Source organism: Clostridium sp. Marseille-P7770, assembly GCF_902143525.1.
In the GTDB taxonomy this organism is placed as follows: Bacteria; Bacillota; Clostridia; order Lachnospirales; family Lachnospiraceae; genus Pilosibacter.
This window is the reverse complement of sequence record NZ_CABFVC010000002.1, coordinates 212,906-232,285: the sequence shown is the minus strand read 5'-3', so window position 1 is coordinate 232,285 and position 19,380 is coordinate 212,906. Positions and strand designations below refer to the sequence as shown.

24 protein-coding genes and 1 pseudogene are annotated in these 19,380 nt (G+C 44.5%); 2 read left to right on the top strand and 23 right to left on the bottom strand.

The window, feature by feature from the left end; all coding sequences use genetic code 11:
* Window positions 1–237 precede the first annotated feature (237 nt).
* From FN001_RS04835 to FN001_RS04750, 18 genes and pseudogenes are all read right to left on the bottom strand, one after another.
* Window positions 238–600, bottom strand: coding sequence for a hypothetical protein (locus tag FN001_RS04835; RefSeq protein ID WP_055163295.1), 363 nt, complete (start codon window positions 598–600; stop codon window positions 238–240).
* Window positions 601–642: 42 nt separating this feature from the next.
* The gene (locus tag FN001_RS04830; RefSeq protein ID WP_055163294.1) at window positions 643–3,147 is read right to left on the bottom strand and encodes an ABC transporter permease; all 2,505 of its coding nucleotides are present in this window, start codon (window positions 3,145–3,147) and stop codon (window positions 643–645) included.
* Complete coding sequence (locus FN001_RS04825) at window positions 3,147–3,827, bottom strand: ABC transporter ATP-binding protein (protein WP_055163293.1); 681 nt, start codon at window positions 3,825–3,827, stop codon at window positions 3,147–3,149. The genes FN001_RS04830 and FN001_RS04825 overlap by 1 nt, the downstream gene beginning before the upstream one ends.
* Before the next feature lie 100 nt (window positions 3,828–3,927).
* A complete protein-coding gene (locus FN001_RS04820; protein ID WP_055163292.1) occupies window positions 3,928–4,935 on the bottom strand; it encodes a sensor histidine kinase in 1,008 nt (335 codons plus the stop codon).
* A 1-nt stretch (window position 4,936) separates the two neighbouring features.
* On the bottom strand, window positions 4,937–5,605 hold the full coding sequence (locus FN001_RS04815) for a response regulator transcription factor (RefSeq protein WP_055163291.1): 669 nt from the start codon (window positions 5,603–5,605) through the stop codon (window positions 4,937–4,939).
* On the bottom strand, window positions 5,605–5,853 hold the full coding sequence (locus FN001_RS04810; RefSeq protein ID WP_055163290.1) for a helix-turn-helix domain-containing protein: 249 nt from the start codon (window positions 5,851–5,853) through the stop codon (window positions 5,605–5,607). The genes FN001_RS04815 and FN001_RS04810 overlap by 1 nt, the downstream gene beginning before the upstream one ends.
* A 216-nt stretch (window positions 5,854–6,069) precedes the next feature.
* The gene (locus FN001_RS04805; RefSeq protein WP_055163289.1) at window positions 6,070–6,360 is read right to left on the bottom strand and encodes a hypothetical protein; all 291 of its coding nucleotides are present in this window, start codon (window positions 6,358–6,360) and stop codon (window positions 6,070–6,072) included.
* The gene (locus FN001_RS04800) at window positions 6,353–6,631 is read right to left on the bottom strand and encodes a hypothetical protein (protein WP_070101529.1); all 279 of its coding nucleotides are present in this window, start codon (window positions 6,629–6,631) and stop codon (window positions 6,353–6,355) included. The genes FN001_RS04805 and FN001_RS04800 overlap by 8 nt, the downstream gene beginning before the upstream one ends.
* 122 nt (window positions 6,632–6,753) lie before the next feature.
* Entirely contained in the window at window positions 6,754–7,035 is a 282-nt protein-coding gene (locus tag FN001_RS04795; RefSeq protein ID WP_055163288.1) for a DUF6809 family protein, read from the bottom strand.
* A complete protein-coding gene (locus FN001_RS04790; protein ID WP_055163287.1) occupies window positions 7,036–7,434 on the bottom strand; it encodes a TnpV protein in 399 nt (132 codons plus the stop codon). It lies immediately after the preceding gene.
* Window positions 7,431–10,350, bottom strand: a pseudogene (locus tag FN001_RS18370) (DUF4368 domain-containing protein). The gene FN001_RS04790 and the pseudogene FN001_RS18370 overlap by 4 nt, the downstream one beginning before the upstream one ends.
* Window positions 10,351–10,448: 98 nt before the next feature.
* Window positions 10,449–10,946: a PcfB family protein gene (locus FN001_RS04775; protein ID WP_142411007.1), complete on the bottom strand. Its 498-nt coding sequence runs from the start codon at window positions 10,944–10,946 to the stop codon at window positions 10,449–10,451.
* Window positions 10,947–10,976: 30 nt separating this feature from the next.
* Window positions 10,977–11,162: a hypothetical protein gene (locus tag FN001_RS04770; protein ID WP_055185257.1), complete on the bottom strand. Its 186-nt coding sequence runs from the start codon at window positions 11,160–11,162 to the stop codon at window positions 10,977–10,979.
* A 5-nt stretch (window positions 11,163–11,167) separates the two neighbouring features.
* Entirely contained in the window at window positions 11,168–11,830 is a 663-nt protein-coding gene (locus tag FN001_RS04765) for a phage antirepressor KilAC domain-containing protein (protein ID WP_142411005.1), read from the bottom strand.
* A 13-nt stretch (window positions 11,831–11,843) separates the two neighbouring features.
* A complete protein-coding gene (locus FN001_RS04760; protein WP_142411004.1) occupies window positions 11,844–12,725 on the bottom strand; it encodes a DUF6017 domain-containing protein in 882 nt (293 codons plus the stop codon).
* 373 nt (window positions 12,726–13,098) lie between these two features.
* Window positions 13,099–13,272, bottom strand: a complete 174-nt coding sequence (locus FN001_RS17990) for a hypothetical protein (protein ID WP_185911839.1) — start codon at window positions 13,270–13,272, stop codon at window positions 13,099–13,101.
* Window positions 13,269–13,931 carry a sigma-70 family RNA polymerase sigma factor gene (locus FN001_RS04755; RefSeq protein ID WP_142411003.1) on the bottom strand — a complete coding sequence of 221 codons (663 nt, stop codon included), beginning with the start codon at window positions 13,929–13,931 and terminating at the stop codon, window positions 13,269–13,271. The genes FN001_RS17990 and FN001_RS04755 overlap by 4 nt, the downstream gene beginning before the upstream one ends.
* A gap of 401 nt (window positions 13,932–14,332) precedes the next feature.
* Window positions 14,333–14,539 (bottom strand): hypothetical protein, encoded by a 207-nt coding sequence (locus FN001_RS04750; protein WP_097776605.1) that lies wholly within the window; start codon window positions 14,537–14,539, stop codon window positions 14,333–14,335.
* Between the two features lie 284 nt (window positions 14,540–14,823).
* Here FN001_RS04750 and FN001_RS04745 point away from each other — a divergent pair, with 284 nt between their 5' ends.
* Together FN001_RS04745 and FN001_RS04740 are read left to right on the top strand one after the other, a co-directional pair.
* The gene (locus tag FN001_RS04745) at window positions 14,824–15,225 is read left to right on the top strand and encodes a helix-turn-helix transcriptional regulator (RefSeq protein WP_055185268.1); all 402 of its coding nucleotides are present in this window, start codon (window positions 14,824–14,826) and stop codon (window positions 15,223–15,225) included.
* A gap of 45 nt (window positions 15,226–15,270) precedes the next feature.
* A complete protein-coding gene (locus FN001_RS04740; protein WP_185911838.1) occupies window positions 15,271–15,825 on the top strand; it encodes an ImmA/IrrE family metallo-endopeptidase in 555 nt (184 codons plus the stop codon).
* A gap of 71 nt (window positions 15,826–15,896) precedes the next feature.
* On the opposite strand, the gene FN001_RS04735 is transcribed toward FN001_RS04740, so the two are convergent.
* The 5 genes from FN001_RS04735 to FN001_RS04715 are packed head-to-tail and all read right to left on the bottom strand — an operon-like array spanning window position 15,897 to window position 19,336.
* Window positions 15,897–16,226 carry a hypothetical protein gene (locus tag FN001_RS04735; protein ID WP_142411000.1) on the bottom strand — a complete coding sequence of 110 codons (330 nt, stop codon included), beginning with the start codon at window positions 16,224–16,226 and terminating at the stop codon, window positions 15,897–15,899.
* A 40-nt stretch (window positions 16,227–16,266) separates the two neighbouring features.
* Window positions 16,267–17,169, bottom strand: coding sequence for a sugar phosphate nucleotidyltransferase (locus FN001_RS04730; protein ID WP_142410999.1), 903 nt, complete (start codon window positions 17,167–17,169; stop codon window positions 16,267–16,269).
* Window positions 17,170–17,178: 9 nt separating this feature from the next.
* Window positions 17,179–17,379: a 4Fe-4S dicluster domain-containing protein gene (locus FN001_RS04725; protein WP_142410998.1), complete on the bottom strand. Its 201-nt coding sequence runs from the start codon at window positions 17,377–17,379 to the stop codon at window positions 17,179–17,181.
* Entirely contained in the window at window positions 17,376–18,329 is a 954-nt protein-coding gene (locus FN001_RS04720; protein WP_142410997.1) for a Coenzyme F420 hydrogenase/dehydrogenase, beta subunit C-terminal domain, read from the bottom strand. Before FN001_RS04720 ends, FN001_RS04725 begins: the two co-directional genes overlap by 4 nt.
* A complete protein-coding gene (locus FN001_RS04715; RefSeq protein ID WP_142410996.1) occupies window positions 18,329–19,336 on the bottom strand; it encodes a Coenzyme F420 hydrogenase/dehydrogenase, beta subunit C-terminal domain in 1,008 nt (335 codons plus the stop codon). The genes FN001_RS04720 and FN001_RS04715 overlap by 1 nt, the downstream gene beginning before the upstream one ends.
* Window positions 19,337–19,380: the final 44 nt, after the last annotated feature.

Here is a 19,380-nt window from a genome sequence, read left to right as displayed (position 1 = left end):
CGTCAGCTGCCGACATTTGCAGTCCATCGGTTTTTGCGAAACTCTCCATCGGAGACTTTCACAAAAAAATGGAGAAGTCCAATTTCGTCAAATCGGATTTCTCCACTTTTCGGATATGCCGTTTCCGACACATCCGCTTTGCAAATGAGCAAAGCAAAAGCGACCAACTTTTTACGGTTAGTCGCCTTTGGTTTGTTCATTCTATTCAGTTTTTACGAAACAAGAGAGTTTCTACCATTACCTTTCTAACGCTAAGTATTCTTGCCCCATAAAGAAGATTGTCAATTCGTCATGATCTACTTCTATCTCAAATTCTACACTACTATCTCCCTGTGTCACGCAGATTATATCCGAGTAAGAAAAACCATAAGATGCGTTACCGCAGGACAGACCCGAATCGGGCATATCTTTACTCACAGCAAGTTCCCCGTTCTCTTGAAAGGTAAATACCTCCTCCGCATTTGTATCCTTCCATGTGCCAATAATATCTTTTTCGTTCTGAATGCGATTTACTTTACCGACACATACAATGGCAAGTATAACTACACCAACAGTCAAAGCAATGCCTGCAACTCTCTTTACCAGTTTCTTTTTACGCAATTTCTATTACCTCCGTTTCAGTTGCTTTGTTAGATTGAATGATTACATATTGCTCAATTTCAGTTCCTCTACAATTTCCACCTTTGATACGCTTCTGACAGCAAACAGCATAGCGATACATACCATAGCACCGACCGCCAGAACTGCAAGAGCATAAATACCACCGTTGATATAAAAAGCAAATGGTGTCATACCCGACGATATGAAGTAGTAGATGGCACAATGAATCAAAAAGCTCACAGGCAACGCAAGAACCAATGCTTTTACGCCGTACAAAACAGCTTCAAGCAATAGCGTACATTTCAATCCTTTGGCAGTCATACCAACAGAACGCAGAACAGCAAATTCGCTTCTTCTCAAATGAATTGTATTTGAGATAGTGTTGCAAACATTCAAACTGATAATAACCGTCATCAGGATCGAGAACAGGCAGATTACCAGTTTTGCAATCGTATATACCTGTCTGGAATTATTCGTTGCGGCTGCAATGTCCACAGTTTGCGGAAATCCTCTGTCAGCCAGACAGTCCATTGCTTCTTTATGCTGTGCTGTCTGTATTCTCATTTCCACATAGGCGTTATCATCTATCAGCCAGTTAAAATAACTTAAAGGCACAATGAGGACAGCTCGATCTCTCACAAACATGGATTGGATATTTGCATTTTCTTCTGAAACGATTTCTTCCACGATAATCGGCAAGGCATCCTCGGATGCCCCCAACGGAATGATTTCAGTTCCCGGTTCAATAAGAAACGGGGAGCCTGCAATCACTCGATTTTGACCCGCATTATAATATCCCATTGTCTGATTGAGCAGGATTCCACGATTGGAGCTGCCAGTCATAATATGAAAGCCATTTTCCTCACAAAAGGAAGTAAAATGTTCTTCGTCCAGTCCTACGACATATACCTCTGCTTTCGTACCATTGATAAAATATCCCTGCATATCAGGATTGATTTGTTCCTGCGAAAATTCAGCAGTCATATATCGCTGAAAAGAATAGGAAACATCCGCAGTGATATTTTCATCCGATAATGCCCCGATTGCGGTAGGAATATCTTTGTATTGAATCGTCGAAATCACATCAGTATAACAGGAACCGTCCTCCTTCATGTCCAAGGATGTCTGATAAAGCATAAAATCAGACAAACTGTATAAGGAAAGGGCAATTACCACCGACAAGAAAATAGAGCCAGTAATTGCTCGGAAGCGTTTTGGATTACGCTTAATATTTTTAGCTGCCAGCGAACCATAAATGCCAAAAACCAAAGAAACGATTTTTCCATCACGGAATTTCTTTTTTGATACCGCATTGTTAGACTGGCGGATAGCTTCAATAACTGTAATTTTAGCAGCTTGCTTCACAGGCTTTCTGCTTCCGAAGTACAAAGAAGCAATGCCGGATAATCCGCTGACGAGTAGGATAAGTCCGTTTACCTTTAAGGACAGTTCTACAATGCCAAAAGTGAATGTTTCTCCAAAAGCTGCCCTGACCACACTTAACAACAGAGCAGACAGCAGTATGCCGACAACCAATCCCAAAGGTATGCTTACCACACCCAAAAGAAAGGCTTCTAAATATACACTAAGGCGTTTTTGCCCTTTTGTGGCTCCAATACTGGATAACATTCCCATCTGCTTAATTCGTTCCTGCAAGGAAATGGAGAGGGCGTTGCTGATCATTGAAGCGGATGCAGCCATCAAAAGGCAAATGACCATGACTACCAAAGCAATCAGTTTGGCAGCTCCTTTGCCGCCGGTAATTCCATGATAGACTAACAGTTCAGAATGAAACTTTGCTACATGACTGTCTACTGCCGCAGCCACTTCTTCGGCTTCTGTATAGATCGAATTGGATAAATTCTTTGCCTTGACATACGCAGCAAAATCGGATGCCGTTTTGTCAACGCCTGCAAAGGCATTATAGTTTGCTGCGATTTTTGAGTCATTCACATCTGACAGAATACCAACAACTACATACGCTTTCTCTTTCGTTGGAACGAAACTTTCTTCTTCGCCCCTATAATTTGTCAGCCCGGAAAGCTGGGCATTATATTCATCCCAAATTCTTGAACCAAGGGTTAAAGAAATCGTATCTCCAATCTCTGTGTTCATATTGTTTTTCTTCAAAAAAGATTCTGAAATAACAAGCTCATTTTCATCTTGCGGGAAACGCCCCGCAAGCAAATACTGATTTAACGAAAATCTTTGGGTAAAGTTCTCGTCAATCTCGCCAACGGAGAGCATTGTACTGTTGGATTTCTCCCCGTAAAAACTGTTTCCGGCAAAGCGGAGAAGCGAAACCTCGCCTACATTGTTTTGACTATATAGCTCTTGAACCTGCTCCCAAGTCAAATCCTCCATGTAGTAGTCATAATCGCCACCATACACTTTTTCTTTCTCTTTCAAAAAATCAACCAACGACCATCCCCCACAGAGAATAGCGGTTATCATACTGATTGACAAAAGAATGGTTAAAAGTGTGAGTAGGGTACGCTTTTTATTCGACAGCAGATTCCTGAGTGTAAGCGTGAAAATCATATTCATCAGCGTATCACCTCATCCCTCACAAGTCTGCCATCCTGAATTTCCAGAATACGGTCTGCCTGCATTGCGATTTCACGGTCATGGGTAATCAGGATCATTGTCTGGCGATAGACTTCATTGGATTCACGCAGAAGTTTCATAATATCCCTTGTGTTCTCCGTGTCCAGATTTCCCGTCGGCTCGTCCGCAAGGATAATCGCAGGTGCGTTAATCAACGCTCGTCCGATTGCCACTCTTTGTTGTTGACCGCCGGATAACTGACTTGGCAGGTGCTTTCTACGCTTTACCAGTTTGAGCGTGGATAGCAGTTCTTTCAAACGCTCCTTATTGATTTTACGCCCATCCAATCGAATCGGCAGCGTGATATTTTCCTCGACAGTCAAAACCGGGATCAGATTATAAAACTGATAGACAAGCCCAACCTGCCTTCTTCTGAATACAGCCAATTCATCTTCGTTTTGCTCATAAACATCCTGTCCATCCACAAATACTTTTCCCGAAGTTGGTCTGTCAACACCACCTAAAATGTGCAACAGGGTAGACTTGCCAGACCCAGATGCTCCAATGATTGCAACAAACTCTCCTTTATCGACGGAAAAAGAAACATCTGACAAAGCATGGACAGGAGCATTGTCCATTTCATAGGTTTTGCAGATATTCTCTACTCTTAATATTTCCATAAAAAGTTCCTCCATATATTTTTGCAATTCAGTATAGCAAAGCCAAGTGACTGCTTCATTACTTTTTCATTACAAAAATGTCACTTAAAAAGGGGCTGCATTAAGCAGTCCCCCGATAAAAGCAGATTTCAAATTCTGCACCGCCTGACTTCCGGTTTTTCGCCTGGATGACGCCGCCCTGATTGACGATGATTGTTTTTGCCAGAGCCAACCCCAAACCGGCATTACCGATTGTAGAGCCACTTCCTTGATAAAATCGGTCAAATAGATGCGGTATATCCTTTTTCCGAAAACCTGCTCCATTATCCGCTATAATGATCTGTGTCAAAAGAGGTCTTTCTATTGCCTTGATTTCAATACTGCTGCTCTCTGGTGAATGTTCGATACAGTTTTTAATTACATTCCCCAAGGCTTCAGCAGTCCAATCAGCATCAAGAGCAAGTTTCAGTTCTGCCGGAATCACTTGCGTTATTGTCTGCATTTTTAATTCTGCCGCAATCTCCAGAGGACGAATTGCTTTTTCTACCACATCTTTTAAGTATATCTCCTGTGGCTTTAGAGTAATCGTTCCTGCATCCAGCTTGGATATTTTCAGAAGTGTGGCTATCAGCCACTCCATTCTTGATAAGAGCATAGTCTGTTTGCGGATCAGCTCATACCTTTCTTCGTCAGTCAGTTCCTCATTACACAGAGAAGCATTTAGGATATTCAGCGATGTCAAAGGTGTTTTTAATTGATGTGAAATATCGGCTAAAGCATTCGCCAAATTACCTTTCTCCATTTTCAGAGCTTCTGCCTGTTCAATAAGTCGTCTTGTCATCTTAGATATTTCATCATGTAAAACAGATAATTCGCCTTCTTGAAACTGCCCAAAAGAAATCGTTTCATCTCCATGCAGCAGCCTATCAATATGCAAACTAAAATCAGCAATTTTCTTGTATCTCTGATATGTAAAAAAGAGGGAAACTGCACTTGATGAAATGATAGCCGACAGAACAATCCACACAGCTTTGCTATCAACGATAATGCCAATGCCGCCCCAAAATAGAATAAGAATACTGCTGACAACAATCTGCCTTTTAACTTCTTTATTTCTGATAAAGTCCATATCAACCCACCTTATAGCCAAGCCCACGAACGGTAATTATGATTTCCGGCTCCTGTGGATTTGTTTCAATTTTGTCACGCAGCCTTTTCATGTAAACAGTCAGCGTATTATCATTGATAAACTCTCCGGTAGTGTCCCATAAAAGCTCCAACAATCTTCTGCGAGAAAGGACAATACCTTTGTTACGCAAAAAGACTAACAGCAACTTATATTCCATAGCAGACAATAAAATCTCTGTTCCGTTTTTTACCACGGTTGCTTGATTTGTGTCCACAACTAAGTCATGGTAGCTGATAATGTTTTGCGTGTTCTTAGTTCTCCTTAATACGCTGTTGATCCTTGAAAGAAGCTCCCTTGGTCTAAATGGTTTACTGATATAATCGTCAGCTCCCATGTCCAGTCCTGCCACAACACTATATTCATCATCAGACGCCGTTAAGAAAATAACCGGCATAGTTCCTCTTTCTTTAATTGCAGAACAAACAGAAAAGCCATTTCCATTTGATAATTGAATATCCACCAAGGCTATATCGTATTGGTCGTTATCCAATTTTTCTATTGCTTCTTTTTGCCCGGAAGCACTTTCGATTTTGAACCCTTCATTTCCTAAATAGTCCGATAATGAGGATACGATACTTTGGTCATCCTCCACTAATAATAATTTACTCATCATGTATTCTCCTTGCTGAAAGGATTTCTGGCATCATTGCCTTTTTCGTTAGGTATAAATTCAAGAATATCATCAACTCCGCAATGGAGTGTGTTGCATATCTTTTCGATGGTGTCAAGGGAAAGGTAATTATCTCGTTTCAATCGGGTTATGATGTTGGCACTAAAACCTGCCTGTTCCATCAATTCCGCATTGCTCATACCCTTGTCAATCATTAAATGAAACAACTTTTTATATGTTACCGCCATAGCTTACCCTCCTTGTGCTTACATATTCTATTATTATATCACGCAAGTGTGAATAAATCAACACTCTTGCGGTAAATTCGTAGTTCATATTAGCTCCATAACGCATACTTTTCCTTTTTTGGGTAGGTAAGGACTTTATACCTTGACGATATGTAACAGTCAAAACATCGGGTACAGACCCGACATTTTGACCGCAAACAGACCCGAAAAGCTACATTATCCGTTCTGACCGTTAAAACCGTTTTGCTTCGCCAATTCGCTTGCTTTTCGTCTGCGTTCCTCGCTCATGGGCGGCTGAAAGCGGATAGACAATCTGGACTTGTCAATCCAATAGGACACACCGCCTTGCCCCATACTCATATCCAAACGGCAGAGGTCGGGGTACTTCTTGCTGAACGCTTCAAGGCGTTTCCGAAGTCCGGCATTGTAAGTCTGGATATGAGCTTCTTCGTCTGCTTCATTAAACAGGACGATTGTTTCTTTCTCATACTTCGTCAGCTTACTCATAAAGCCCCTCCATAATCGGAACAGGATAGCTGTCCGGCACATACTTGTGGTGAGCAAAGCGTTCCATTTCCACCCTCATGTTGTAGAAGAAACAGCGATACCAACGGTCACAGTCCTTGTCATTCAACTTGACTGCCAGAGCGAAAAACAGCTTCTTAGCCGCAGGGTCGGGAGCAAGTGCAGCCACAAGACGCAAGCGTTGAACGGTCGCTTCTCGATTCGGACAGCCAAAAGCATAAAGAGCTTTCTTTTCATTGATGTTCATATTCATAGTGGGTTCCTCCTTGAAAGATTAAGATTTAAGGTTAATAAAAGCAACAAGCATTTCACGAAGAACGAAACACTTGCCGCTTGAATTACGGTATTAAATTGTCGGGTTCAGACCTTGTTTTTTTAATCCTCTTTGGGATTGAGTGGATATTCATAGGCTTCTTTCATAAGTAGCAATCCTGTGGACAGTCCGCACTTAAAATGCTCGGTGCTTTCGTACTGCTGAATAATCGTCATTCGCTGATGAAGCTCCTCCACTTTGGAAAAGTCAGCTTTTGAAAACCTGTTCGCCAGTTCGTCCATAAGGTCGGCAATGGCTTTGACCTCTGCCTTGTAGCCGTCCTGTTGCGGTACAATGTTCTCCAATGGGTACATATCGCCGCCGAAAATCGCTTCCATAATCATTTAATCACCCCCTCCGCTATAATGGCAGTAAATCATTTCATGCTTGACAATTTCCTCGGCTCGGTTGCGGATAGAGTTCATAGACTGCACCCACAACATCTGATTTTCCGCTTTCATTTGCTCTGTCACGCCCTCGGCTCTTGCCATCTGCTCCATAATCAGAGAGAAGCGGTCATTTGCCTGTTCGTTCAGATCCGCAAGGACGGAATGAAGCCGACAGGACAAAACAAGCTCGTTGTAAACGGTGGGGCGGTAGTTCTGCAAATAGGCTTTGTGAAGTCTGCCCCAATGCCCGATAGGTCGCTTTTCCTCCGGCAGCTTCAAATCCGGCACATAGTAATCTCCCACAAGGACATAGTCAATGCCGTTTTCATGGATTCTCGCTTTCAGTTCGTTCATGCTGTGATAGCTCCTTTCTGTGGTTCTCGCTTCGGAAGATTGCTGACAGGGATAAATACGCCCCTTGCAATATCCTCGGCTCGAATGGCATTTTTCTTTTCGTCCATCTCGGCTTTCTTTGCCGCCTTGATTTTGTCCTCATAACGCTTCTGGGCACCGCTGGCTTTACGCTTCAAGTAGTTCTGATGAAGTTTGTCCTTGCGTTCCTCACGCTTGCGGATTTCCTCTAATTCTTCCGGTGTAAGCTCCACTTCGGCAAATGCCGGAGGGACGAAACGCCCGACAAAGTTAAAGAAGATTTCAACCTCTTGCGTAGTCTCTCGACTGCCTTTTCTGGCTCGCTCATGGACAAGGATTTTATCGACAAACTCATTGAGCATGGTATTTGTCAGCTTGTCGAAGTTCTGATACTTGTCAATCAGAGCGATAAAGCGGTCTGCGGATTTCTCATGCTTCTCATAATCTCCGACAGCCTTTTCAAGTGTTGCAATCTCGGCGGTAAGTGCCGCCTGTTCCTTTGCGTACTGTGCATCCAGAACGGCATATCTGGCATCGGGGAGCTTGCCCAATACATTGTCCTCATAAATTTTACAGAGCAAAACTTCCAGTTCTGAAACACGCTGTTTTGCCGTAGCAAGCCTTGTGCGTTGCTTCTTGACCTCGCTTGTCTGCTGACTGGACTGTGCTTCTTGTACCACTCGGACAAACTCGGCTCGCTCATGCTTTGCATACTCGGCTATGGCTCGGAGCATATCGGAGACAAGGGAAAGTACCACATCTTCATTGATACGGTGCTGTGTCTTGCAGAGCGTTCCACAAGGGACTTTTGTGTACTGTGAGCAAGTGTATTGAGAGATACGCTTGCCGTTGTTAGTGCGGTGGACATACATCTTGCCGCCGCAATCGGCACAGTAGAGCAAGCCTGTGAGGGGAGCAGCTTCGCCCCATCCATCGGGGTATCGTCTGACCTTGCTTCGGATTTTCTGTGCAAGGTCGAAAGTCTCTTGGCTGATAATGGCTTCGTGGGTATTCTCGAAAATCGTCCATTCGTCCTCCGGGACATAATGGCTTTTCTTGTCCTTAAAGTGCTTTCGGGTCTTGAAATTGACGGTATGACCGAGATATTCACGCTTGTCCAACAGATTGACGATAGTGGAAGAACCCCAACCGTACACATCCTTGAAAGTCTTGTTTTTGTTCACGCCCTCGTTATGCTGTGCAAGGTAGGCAGAGGGAATGAGTATCTTGTCCTCGGACAGCTTCTTTGCAATCTGATACGGTCCGTAGCCGTCAATCGTCATAGCAAAAATACGCTTGACAACCTCGGCGGCGTATTCATCAACAATCCATTGGTCTCTCGTCTCATTCCAGAGATAACCATAAATGACCGTCCCTGTCAGATGCTTGCCTGTCATGCCTTTGGTCTTGAAAGTGGACTTGATTTTGCGGCTTGTGTCTCTGGCGTAGTATTCGTTCATGATATTGCGAAAAGGGGTAAAATCATCGTCTCCTCTGGCACTGTCCACACCGTCATTGATGGCAATGAGACGGACACCTCTCTGGCGTAAAATCTCCATAATCTGACCGACTTTGAGATAATCACGCCCCAGACGGCTCATGTCCTTAATGCACAGATAGTCCACATTTCCGGCTTCGACTTGCCGCATCATATCAAGAAAGCCGGGTCTATCGAAACAAGTCCCGCTTATTCCATCGTCCGTAAAGTGGACACAGTTTGTAAAGCCTTGCTGTGCGGCGTATTCCTCCAATAATTTTTTCTGATTGGATATGGAATTACTCTCGCCTTGCAGTTCATCGTCACGGCTCAAACGCTCATACAGGGCGGTTATTTTCTGTTTGCTCATGGGGGTCTCCTTTCTGCTTTGTAGCCTTATATGTTTTAAGAGACTTACTCATATCGTGATGAATAAGTCTCTTAAAGCATACAACACCTGCCGCCAGCTTATACTTCTTATACTGGCGAACTGCAAAATGCTCCGGTTTCTTCTGTTCCAGTTCATCAAAAAGCTCATCCACAGGATTCTTAAATTCTTCATCATCCTCACGGGCTTCGCTGGCGTTGATGAACTCCAGCAGCGTGGAGAAGTTCTGCTCCTCCTCCGGGGCTTCATACCAGATGTAGCCGATCAGTGCGCAGTAGAGTAGGCGTTCCGCTTTGACCCAGAAATCCTCACCGGACTTCTCACCATCCCCCTTTGTATTGGCGATGATGGTATTGACCAGCTTCAGAATATCTTTTTCGCTGCGGATGTAATGGAACGGATTGTACCGCATGGATTTTTTGAAGTTGATGGTGTTCAGGACTTTAATTTTATACCCAGCATCCGAGAGCATTTTTCCGCACTCGACAATAATTGTGCCTTTGGGATCTGTCAGGACATAGCTGACCTTTTCGGGCATTTGCATCAAGTTGGGCTTGACGTAGAATCGGGTCTTACCGCTTCCGCTGCCGCCGATCACAATGACGTTTTTGTTTCGAGCATACTTCGGATGCTTTGGTCTACCACTCATCATCAGCCGTTCGGTCTGTGTGAGGATGACGTTGTTCTCGAATACCGGGTCAATAAAAGGTTCGATGTCCTTCTGGTTGCCCCATCGGGCAGAGCCGTATTCTTCGCCTTGCCGATACTTCTTCGCGTTCTTCCCTTTGAAGTAGATCACTGCTTTCAGCACAGCTGCGCCGACCAGCCCCACCATCAGGTCGAACGGGTGAAAACTAGGCAAGGCACTTTTGTAGGCCAGTCCAAAGTTCATAAAGAGAACCATGAGCCTGTCCACCACGGAATCGCCATTGCAATGACGGTAGAGCCATGCGGCTTTCTCCACCATGTAAAAGGCGATGATGTATGGAAAATTCAGCAGGATCAGCTTTTTCATATCTGCTGCCTGCGCCATCCTGCTGATTTCCGCAGCTAGTTTTTTGCCCCATGCCGTGCCGCCCGTCTGGTTGGACGGTGCTTTGCGCGGACGTTGGGCAGGTGTTTTCAGATTCTTCATCGTATCGGTTCCTGCTCCCTCGTCTTTTCTTTCTTGAGCTGGCGGTGATTTGAAAGTTCTTCTTTCACCTTTTCCAGCTTCTGACGCACCGATTCACGCTTCTGCTTTTTCAGCGTTTCACTGGTGTACTCCTTAAAGGCGGCGGTCATAACATCCACGTCTTTGGCCTTGAAAAAGACAAGGTATTCTGTTTTGCCCTCCTGTTCCACCTTTTTCAGACTGTAATCAATGCCATACTTCCGGGCCACCCGGTCAAAGGACTTGATATTATTGTCCGTAACCACGATGTTCGTGATCTGCGCGCCGCTCTTTTGCAAACTCTTGATGCTCTGCCGACCTGTTTTCTTACATTGGCTCTTTTCTCCTTTCACCTGCTGTTTCTTTTTTTCCATCTCTGCCAGCAGCTTTATCAGGGCTGCTTTCAAAATCTGTGCGGTGATTTTTCCTCCTTTGATGCACAGTGAGATGGTTTTCTCGTTTACTTCTTCCTGCAAGATGCTCACCTCCCATCTATCGCCGCTACATCAGGGGCGGACTGCCCCGGCTGCAGGCGGTGCGGTGTCACCCAGCACCGAGCGAAACTTCTTGCGGCACTGGTGCAGCAGATAGCCGCACTCCCATTTGTGGCGGCAGTGCTTGCAGGGATGGCCGCTGTCCGTTCCCGGACGCTGGCGCATCATGCGTTCAAACGGATTGTCGGTAAAATTCATAGGCATTACCCTCCCTGTTCAGCCAGCGGCAGCACTCCGCGCCGCTTCAAAGTGTGATATAGGAACTTCCGGCCTTTCTGCGTCCATGCAGTGTGCAGCTTTTCCACCTCGGAGCCATCGCTGCGCTGGAGCCGGAATGTCAGGCTGGACGTATAGCCCTTGCCGTGGTGTTCCGAATACAGTACCCACTGGCCGTTGGCCCGGTACTGGATGCCGTGCAAGTGCAGCAGCCGATTGAACACCTTTGCTCCGCAGCCGTACTCTTTAGCGATTTGCGTGGTCGTAACCAGCGAGTCCGAATCGCTCAACTGCGCTTCGTAGCTGCTCTGGCGCGGCGGCTTCTTATGCAGCAGGCCGAGCAGCGCATCCCACTCAAACGGTTGCGGATGGTACGCCGCACCGACCGCCGTGTGGTGCAGTTTGCAGAGCTTCTTTGCCATGTCCTGCGTAATGCGGTAGTCTTTCACATACCGCTGGACCGTGCGCCCGCCCTCATCCTGCAGCCGGACACGGGGCATATACTCGTAGTCACGCCCCTCGATGAATCCATACTGGCACATACGCGGGAACCACTTGCGGAAATCACTGCGAATGTGCATCTGGTCATACAGATCACGCGCCCACAGAGTAGAGGGCAGCGTGTCCATACTCATGAATACGATGTTCATGGGGTTGTCCTCCTTAATTTTTATCTACCCTGCCGCCCCACCCAAATTCATGTCGAACCTGTGCGGAATAATAGCTATCCACGGTCACAGGTGCATTATAGAGTGTTGCCAGCAGGTATTGCTTGATGTTCCGAATCTGAGTGCTGTTTTCTTTCAAGCACTCCAATATGTACTGGATATGCGAGGAATCCAGCTTCATCAGGCGGCTCTTCACCACCTCTTTCGGCTTTTCTTCCCCACAGATACGCAGGAACTTCTTTCTGCTGGTGACGGTTTCCACCAACAGTTCCAGAATCTCATACAGGACCGCTTTATCCGCTGGGTAGCCCTGTTCCAGAATTTCCAGTTCCAGAGCTTCCTTGAAATAGCGGCGGTACTGCTCTTCTTCCTGTAATTCAGCGGGATAGATAAGATCAGTTTCACTATTATCTGTCTTATTTATCTTCTCAGTATTACTTCCGTTTGATTTTGGAACTCCCGGAAGTTCGTTTTTCATACCGCCGGAAGTATGATTTTCATACTTCCAGTAGTTTGATTGCGAAAGCCCCGCATAAAGGTCTTTCACATACAGCAGATTGGGTTTGCCAAGTCCCTGCCTGCATCGCTCGATAAGCTGAAACTCATGTTCCAGTTCATCCAGCAGCTTGACCGCCTTTTGTCTGGCGCAATGGATAGAGTCCATAACTTCCTCTATCGTGCAGATAATGTAGGCGTTGCCGTGCTTGTCCTGCCAGCCGTTCTTAATGGAAAGGCTCATACGATCCAGCAGCACAGCATACAACAGCTTGGCATCCCCGGACATCTTCTGGAACAGATCAGCCTTGACCAGTGCTTTCGGCACACGGTAAAAGCTGTATCGGTCTGCTTCCAGACCTTTGAAATACGGGTATTCCATGTAAATTCATCACCCCCTGTCGGATTGGATTTGCACTATTGAAAATAACAGTACATTCCTGCGGCGGAACACGTTTTCAATGCTCCGCCGCAGTGTATCTGCTGTTATTTGAGCTTTGCCATTCTGCCCCAGCCCGTTCCTGCCCCATATTTCAGCGGCGTTTTCTCTGGTAAGACGCGCAGGATGCACATTCAGTGCCAGAAGTATCTCTCTGGGATGGCTTATTCAGTTTTCAAGGAGCTTCGTAAGGTTCTCTTTTCTGACCCTTACACTAATATGAATTTGAAAGGTCTTTGGGGGATACAGTTCCCAAAGATTTTTTGAATTTTTTTATCCCGCATTTATTTTTAACGGATTATCGAAGCATTCATTTTTATTCAATTTGATATTTTTCATTGAGATAAGCTGCAATGCAGCTTTCCAACGAACTACTGCCTGCAAATTCGGCCTCGATGGTATACTCACCGCATCTATTGATATAAGCAGAACCGCTTGCCACGTTCTCTGCCTGCCGGGTATTCTTGCTCATCTGCTGTTTCCTTTTCATGTAAAGTCTCCCACTGTCAATTCATAATGTGCTTCAAAATCAAATTTGCGGCGAATCCGTTCAAGTGCCTGATTGACAGACCTTGTAACCGACCCGCGTGCAATTCCCATACCATCTGCAATTTCCTGATGGGTCTTGTCAAGAACATAATTCTGGTAGATCAGGTTACGCTGCTTTTTCGTCAGAACCGCCATCATTGCATGAAGTGCTTCCTTCTCAATATATTTATCCAGAACATTGATTTCAGAGTCTGCCATCTCTCCCCAATCTTCCGCCACGGCATGATATGACACACTCACTTTGGTCTGACCTACGCCCTCGCACTTCAGCTGTGATTCCTCCACTCTCTGTTCGCCCTCAAACAGTGCGCGAATATGCCACTCGCAGTTTTCAAAGTATTCTTCCTTAATCACTTCGCCCTTTCCTTTTGATGCACCGTAGGCATAGTCCCCACGGCAGTCATGGATATGGAACACAGTATTGCGCTTTCCAGCAGAAAACCAAACATAGCCGTTGTGATAGAGTGTCAGATGACTACCATGCTCAAATTCTTTACGCAGAAAAATCCGGCCTTCTTCCAAAAGCACCTTCGGAGAGGGTACGCGCTTGGTATGTGCAGGAGCTTTTACCATTTCCTTGACCTTTTTCAATGTAAGCATTTTGTCCACCTTTCTGCCTTCCGGCTCCGGGTGAACTGAAAAAAGCAGCAAAAATCGTCTCAGATTCACCCGTTTTTTTTGAACGGGAATCTAAGATTCCTCTTGCTGCTTTCTATTTTTTTGAAGTCCCTATACTAACATGAATCCGTAGAGCCACCTGGGAATACAAATTTTCGAGAAAATAAAAAAAGCCGGAACAGGATGAACTACTTGCAGGCGCACTACTGCGCTGCATTCGCTCATTCTGTCCCGGCCTATATCACATATTGCTACGGTATCGCTCTAAACAAACAGATATTATATTGTAGACCCAAAAGAACGTCTGATGGAGCTGGTCGGCTAACCAAGTGCCGCCTAAGATTCCACCTCTGCGCTTTCAGTGTCCGATGAAGCACTCTGCTTCAGGCTTCTTTCCGTTGGTTCTCTGCTGTGAAAAATTCGATACTCTTCACAGGAAGGCCGTGAATACACTCCACCAGAGATTCAGCAGAAATATAATCTTCACAGCCACCACGCTTGATCTGGAGCATATTCTTTCCATCAACGACACTGCGATTCCCGATCCGCAGCCCTTTTGGGGTGCGGATTTCATGTTCTCCGTTGCTCATCTTTTCACGGCCTCCTTTGTGTTGGTTTAAGTTTCTTCTTTTCTTTTATTCAACTTCACCTTTTGAACTTCCGCTCTTTTTTCACCTTTTTCAGCTTGCATATTCACAATTTTTACGGTATAATAATTCAAAAGATGATAGAATATAGCATATATTATAAGCAAGTAATATCGCCGTGTCAAGAGGAAAATGTGAAAATTCGTTGCATCTTACAGGCCGAATATTTACAAATTCCATTGCACATCGTTACAGCACGACAACTACTCCATAGAAAGGTTGCAAACATGAAATTTGGAGAGAAAGTTCGCGATCTACGAAAGAAACATTCTTTGACCCAGGACGAATTGGCACAATGTCTGGGTATCAACAAACGAACGATCATCGGATGGGAGCGGGATGGCCGCTACCCTCGCAGTATTGAAATGCTCGAAAAGATGGCCGATATATTCCATGTACCTCTGACCTATTTACAGCCGGATCAGTCTTTATTTATCGAACGTGCCGCCGAAGCCTACGGAAAAAAGGGCAAAATAGAAGCCCAGCATCTCGCATTTGAGCTTACTGAGCTATTTGCCAGCGGAGAGTTGACCCCGCAGGATATGGACGGCATCATGTATGAAATGCACAAAGCCTATTTTAAGTATCGAGAACAAAAACGAGAAAAGGAACGAATCATGAACCTGTAAATCACTGTTCTATTCACTATGCCATCCCCGGAAGGAGATCACATTATGGATTCTGCATTTATTCACCAAGCTGCTAATGAACTTGTCCAAAATGTCGGAACTCGCAACATTAAACAGATTGCGCGCAGTTGTAGTTTGGACATCAGTGAAACATCCCGCATTAAAGATATGTTGGGTTTGCTTTCACTCTATTTTGATAAGCCATTGATCCTTATCAATCGCCAGCTGGACAAGCAGACAAAGCAGATGGTATGTGGCTATGCGCTGGGGCATTATCTGGAACATCAGTTGCTTATGGACTTGCATACCCTGAACAGGTTTCTGACCATTAAGGATAAGCACATCCGTCTTTACGAGCATAACGCTTTCACATCCCACCTGATGCTGGACAGTGATGAAGTCTATCAAATGACGAAGCGCGGGCTGGATGCTGCTCAGATTGCCGCTGCTAAGGGAATCCACCTCAATCTGGTTCTGGTGAAGCTGCTGGAACTGCATCATTTGGGTTATGATCTACGGCATTACCATGAGCAGCACCATGCGTTTATCAAACAGTTCAACCTTCCGGCACATTTTCAGTTTGATGTTGCCGCTGGATAAACTTATGTTCTTATAACCCTAAAACCCGTAATGAACGGCGCGTTATGCCTGTCCATCACGGGTTTTTCGTGTTATTTCAGTTTTGCGAGGATTTCATCGGCACTCATACCTTCGGCCAGCAGCTTTTTCAGAACGGCCTCCGCTTCTGCCTTTTTTGCTTCTTCTGCAGCTTTAGCATCTGCCTTTGCCTTCTTCGCTTCCAGCATTGCCACTTCTTTTTCGGCCTTCTTCAGAGCAGTCTTCTTCACTTTCAGGTCAGCCTTCAAAGTGTCAATGTTTGCGGTGATAGATGCGATTTCCGCTGTGAGCGCTTCCTTTGCGGACTGCTTTTCTGCAATCTGCGTTGCGAAATCAGCAGTCACAGTTTTGGGCTTATTCTTGCTACCTTTAGTTCTGGGCATAGGACACAAACCTCTTTCCTATTATGATAGCTCAAGTATATCACAAGTCTGAAAACAAATCAGCCTTGTACACACCATCCGCCAACATTTTCTTGAAGCTGTTTTTTACGGCTGCGACATCCTCATGATAGGTCATGCCATACCAAGTGTCATTGGTCTTCAGGACCTTTACGGACATCTTTCCCTGCTCCAGCAGCTCACCGATGAAGATTGGGATCAGATACTCGGCTTTCTGAGGATTGCTCGGTACTTCTTTCTCGAAAAACTCCTTAAAACCATTTTCCAGCACATCCAAAAAATCAGGAGTCAAGCCCCACATATTCATGGATACCAGAGAATTCACATCAACAACCACACCGTCTGCCTCTGCTCCATCTGCAGTCTTTACGATGTTCTTGGTTTCCACAACCTCAGTCAAGTTTCCATTCTCATCCATCTTGCAGATACCACGAGTCACACCGCCGTTATCAGACAGCGTGTTCTTCAGCACAAAGCCAGCCATGCAGGACTTGCCGCCATTCACCAGATACTCATGGACGGCCTTGAAGCCTTCCTTGCCATAGTAATCGTCTGCGTTAATGACGATGAACGGAGTTTTAATTACGTCCTTCGCTGCAAGCACAGCCTGACCGGTTCCCCACGGCTTTGTACGGCCTGCCGGAAGTTCTCCCGGAATATCGTTGATATCCTGGAAAGCATAGTCCACAGTTACATTGTGAGCGGAACAAATAGAGGCAATGCGATCACCGATGACCTCTTTGAACTCCTTCTCAATATCCTTACGGATGATAAATACCACATGATTGAAACCAGCTCCAATCGCATCATGTATCGAGTAGTCCATAATGATATGACCAGCATCATCCACCGGCTCCAACTGCTTGATTCCCGTTCCGAAGCGGCTACCGATACCAGCAGCCATGATAAGTAATGTTGTTTTCATGATTCCTCCTCACTGTGCTCTTGCCGCTTTTATTGGACATACCTTGATACACTGATAACAATGAACACATTTATTCTCATCAATCTTTGGATATTCAAAGCCTTCTTCGTCCTCGACCATAGAAATAGCCTCTTTCGGACAGATGGCATAACAGGCCGTACACCCACAGCATTCTTCTTTTCTTTTATATAACACTGGAAGCTCTCTCATCTGATTAACCTCCTTTTTATACTTCTAATCCACTGTTTGATTTTATATTTGAAACCTAAGCCTCCATACTTTTTTGCAATATACTCAAAATCTTCATTTAATATATTATTCCAAAGTACATCTCTATTTATTGGACGTGGATAAGGAGCTTTAAAAGACATCTGCATGCTATCTTCAATGCGTGTTTCTTTCCATTTAATGCTCTCTTTTACAGTATTAAATATTTTATCGCCCTTCTCGTTATTTATCAAAACCAAAGAGACTCCTTTATTATCATCAAATTCTGGCGCGGCCTTTTCAATGCCCCAGTAATCCGCAATTGTAATGTCGCCCGGATGAGTCACTTTCTTATACGGGCATTCATAACAACATGGTCTCAGAATACTATGGCTATAAAACAACGTCGTAAAAACCGTACTATTGACGATTTTTCCATTTTCAAATACCAAGTTTTCTTTGTGAGCTCGCCAGCCATAATCTCTTTTATTTCTGAAATCGACCTTTATAACCTTAGATTTGTTTTTCTTTTCCTGCCAACATAAATATTCTTTCCATACCTTCGGACTCGGCACTCCGTGGCAGACTATATCCACACAAACCAGATTTGTATATTCTTTTCCAAGATATTTCCTTAATCCTGCAACTTGACAAGAAGTTCCTGAAAATAATACAAAGCAGCCATCCACTAGGTCTGACCTTACGCTTTTATAGGTTTCTCCTAATTTGCTCTGAATATATTTTGACCCCCGCATACGATTTCGATCTTCATAATTATCTGCTCTGATATGAATTGCATTAAAATTTTCATCCAAAACACATCCGTATACAACACCGTTCTTTGCAAATGCCAAATCGGATAATGCTGTAAAAATACCGCCAGATCTGGAAGCTACTCTTGTTGCTTCATCTTTATGTTTTACTGCATATACTTTAGGCTGCTTCCAATTCATTATGCTGCCCTCCTTTCGGAGTAATCAGCATAACGGGTACTACTTTCTGTGTACCCCCCCCCCATGATTTTGAGGAGCTTATTCTTAATCTTCGTTTTCATTGGAACTGTTCCATATTTCTTCATCACGAAATCAATTCCTTTCTTCTTATAATCATTCCAGAACGCTTCTCTTCGTTCAGACTTCTTGGTCGGAGCTTCAAGATTTGCCTGCCAACATTGTGTCGTATTGCTCAATCGACAATCCAAATCATCCTCAATTTTTTCAAACAGTTTCTTCCCTCGCTTTGTATGAATCAGAAAGAGAGAGTTTCCATTGGGGTCATAAAAATCCGGAATCGTTTCTTCAATATGCCAGAAATCTCCGATGGTCATATCTGTTTTTCTTTCAGTTGTCGTATATGGACATTCGTAGCATGATGGACGCAATGCACAGCGATTATAAAACACCTTAACATAATCTTTAATCGGCCTCTCTGCTCCGTTGACTTTCACATAAGCCATTGGAGATTTCCAGCCGTTACGCTTATCTTTGAATGTAAGATATGTTATCTTTCCATCCGTCTTCTGAATAGACTCCGCATACTCTTTCCACAACTTTGGACTTGGAGAGCCATGACAGATAATGTCTACTATGTACACTCGTTCACGGATACTTTTTATTTCACTGAATTTCCGAAAACCATCTGATTGGCATCCCATACCAACAAAGAGCAGTTCTTTTTCTGGATTTTCTATCAACCAGTGATATGCTTTTCTGTAAATGTCACCGGGTTTGCTTTGCATATATTTTGATCCTTTTGCCCTTTCACGTTGCTCTCTATCCAGAATCATCTTAAATTCCGCTGTGTGATCATCATAATTATATACTGCCGAAACAACAGCATTGCCACTTTTCAGAAAGAAGTCAGAAAGCGCAGTAAATGCGCCACCGGACGAACTACTCATCAATGCGGACCTATCTTTTAATCTTCCCGCATATACTATTGTATTTATCAAATCCACCACGAGTTGTTCCTCCAACATATTTATTTTTTCTCACGTCACAGTTT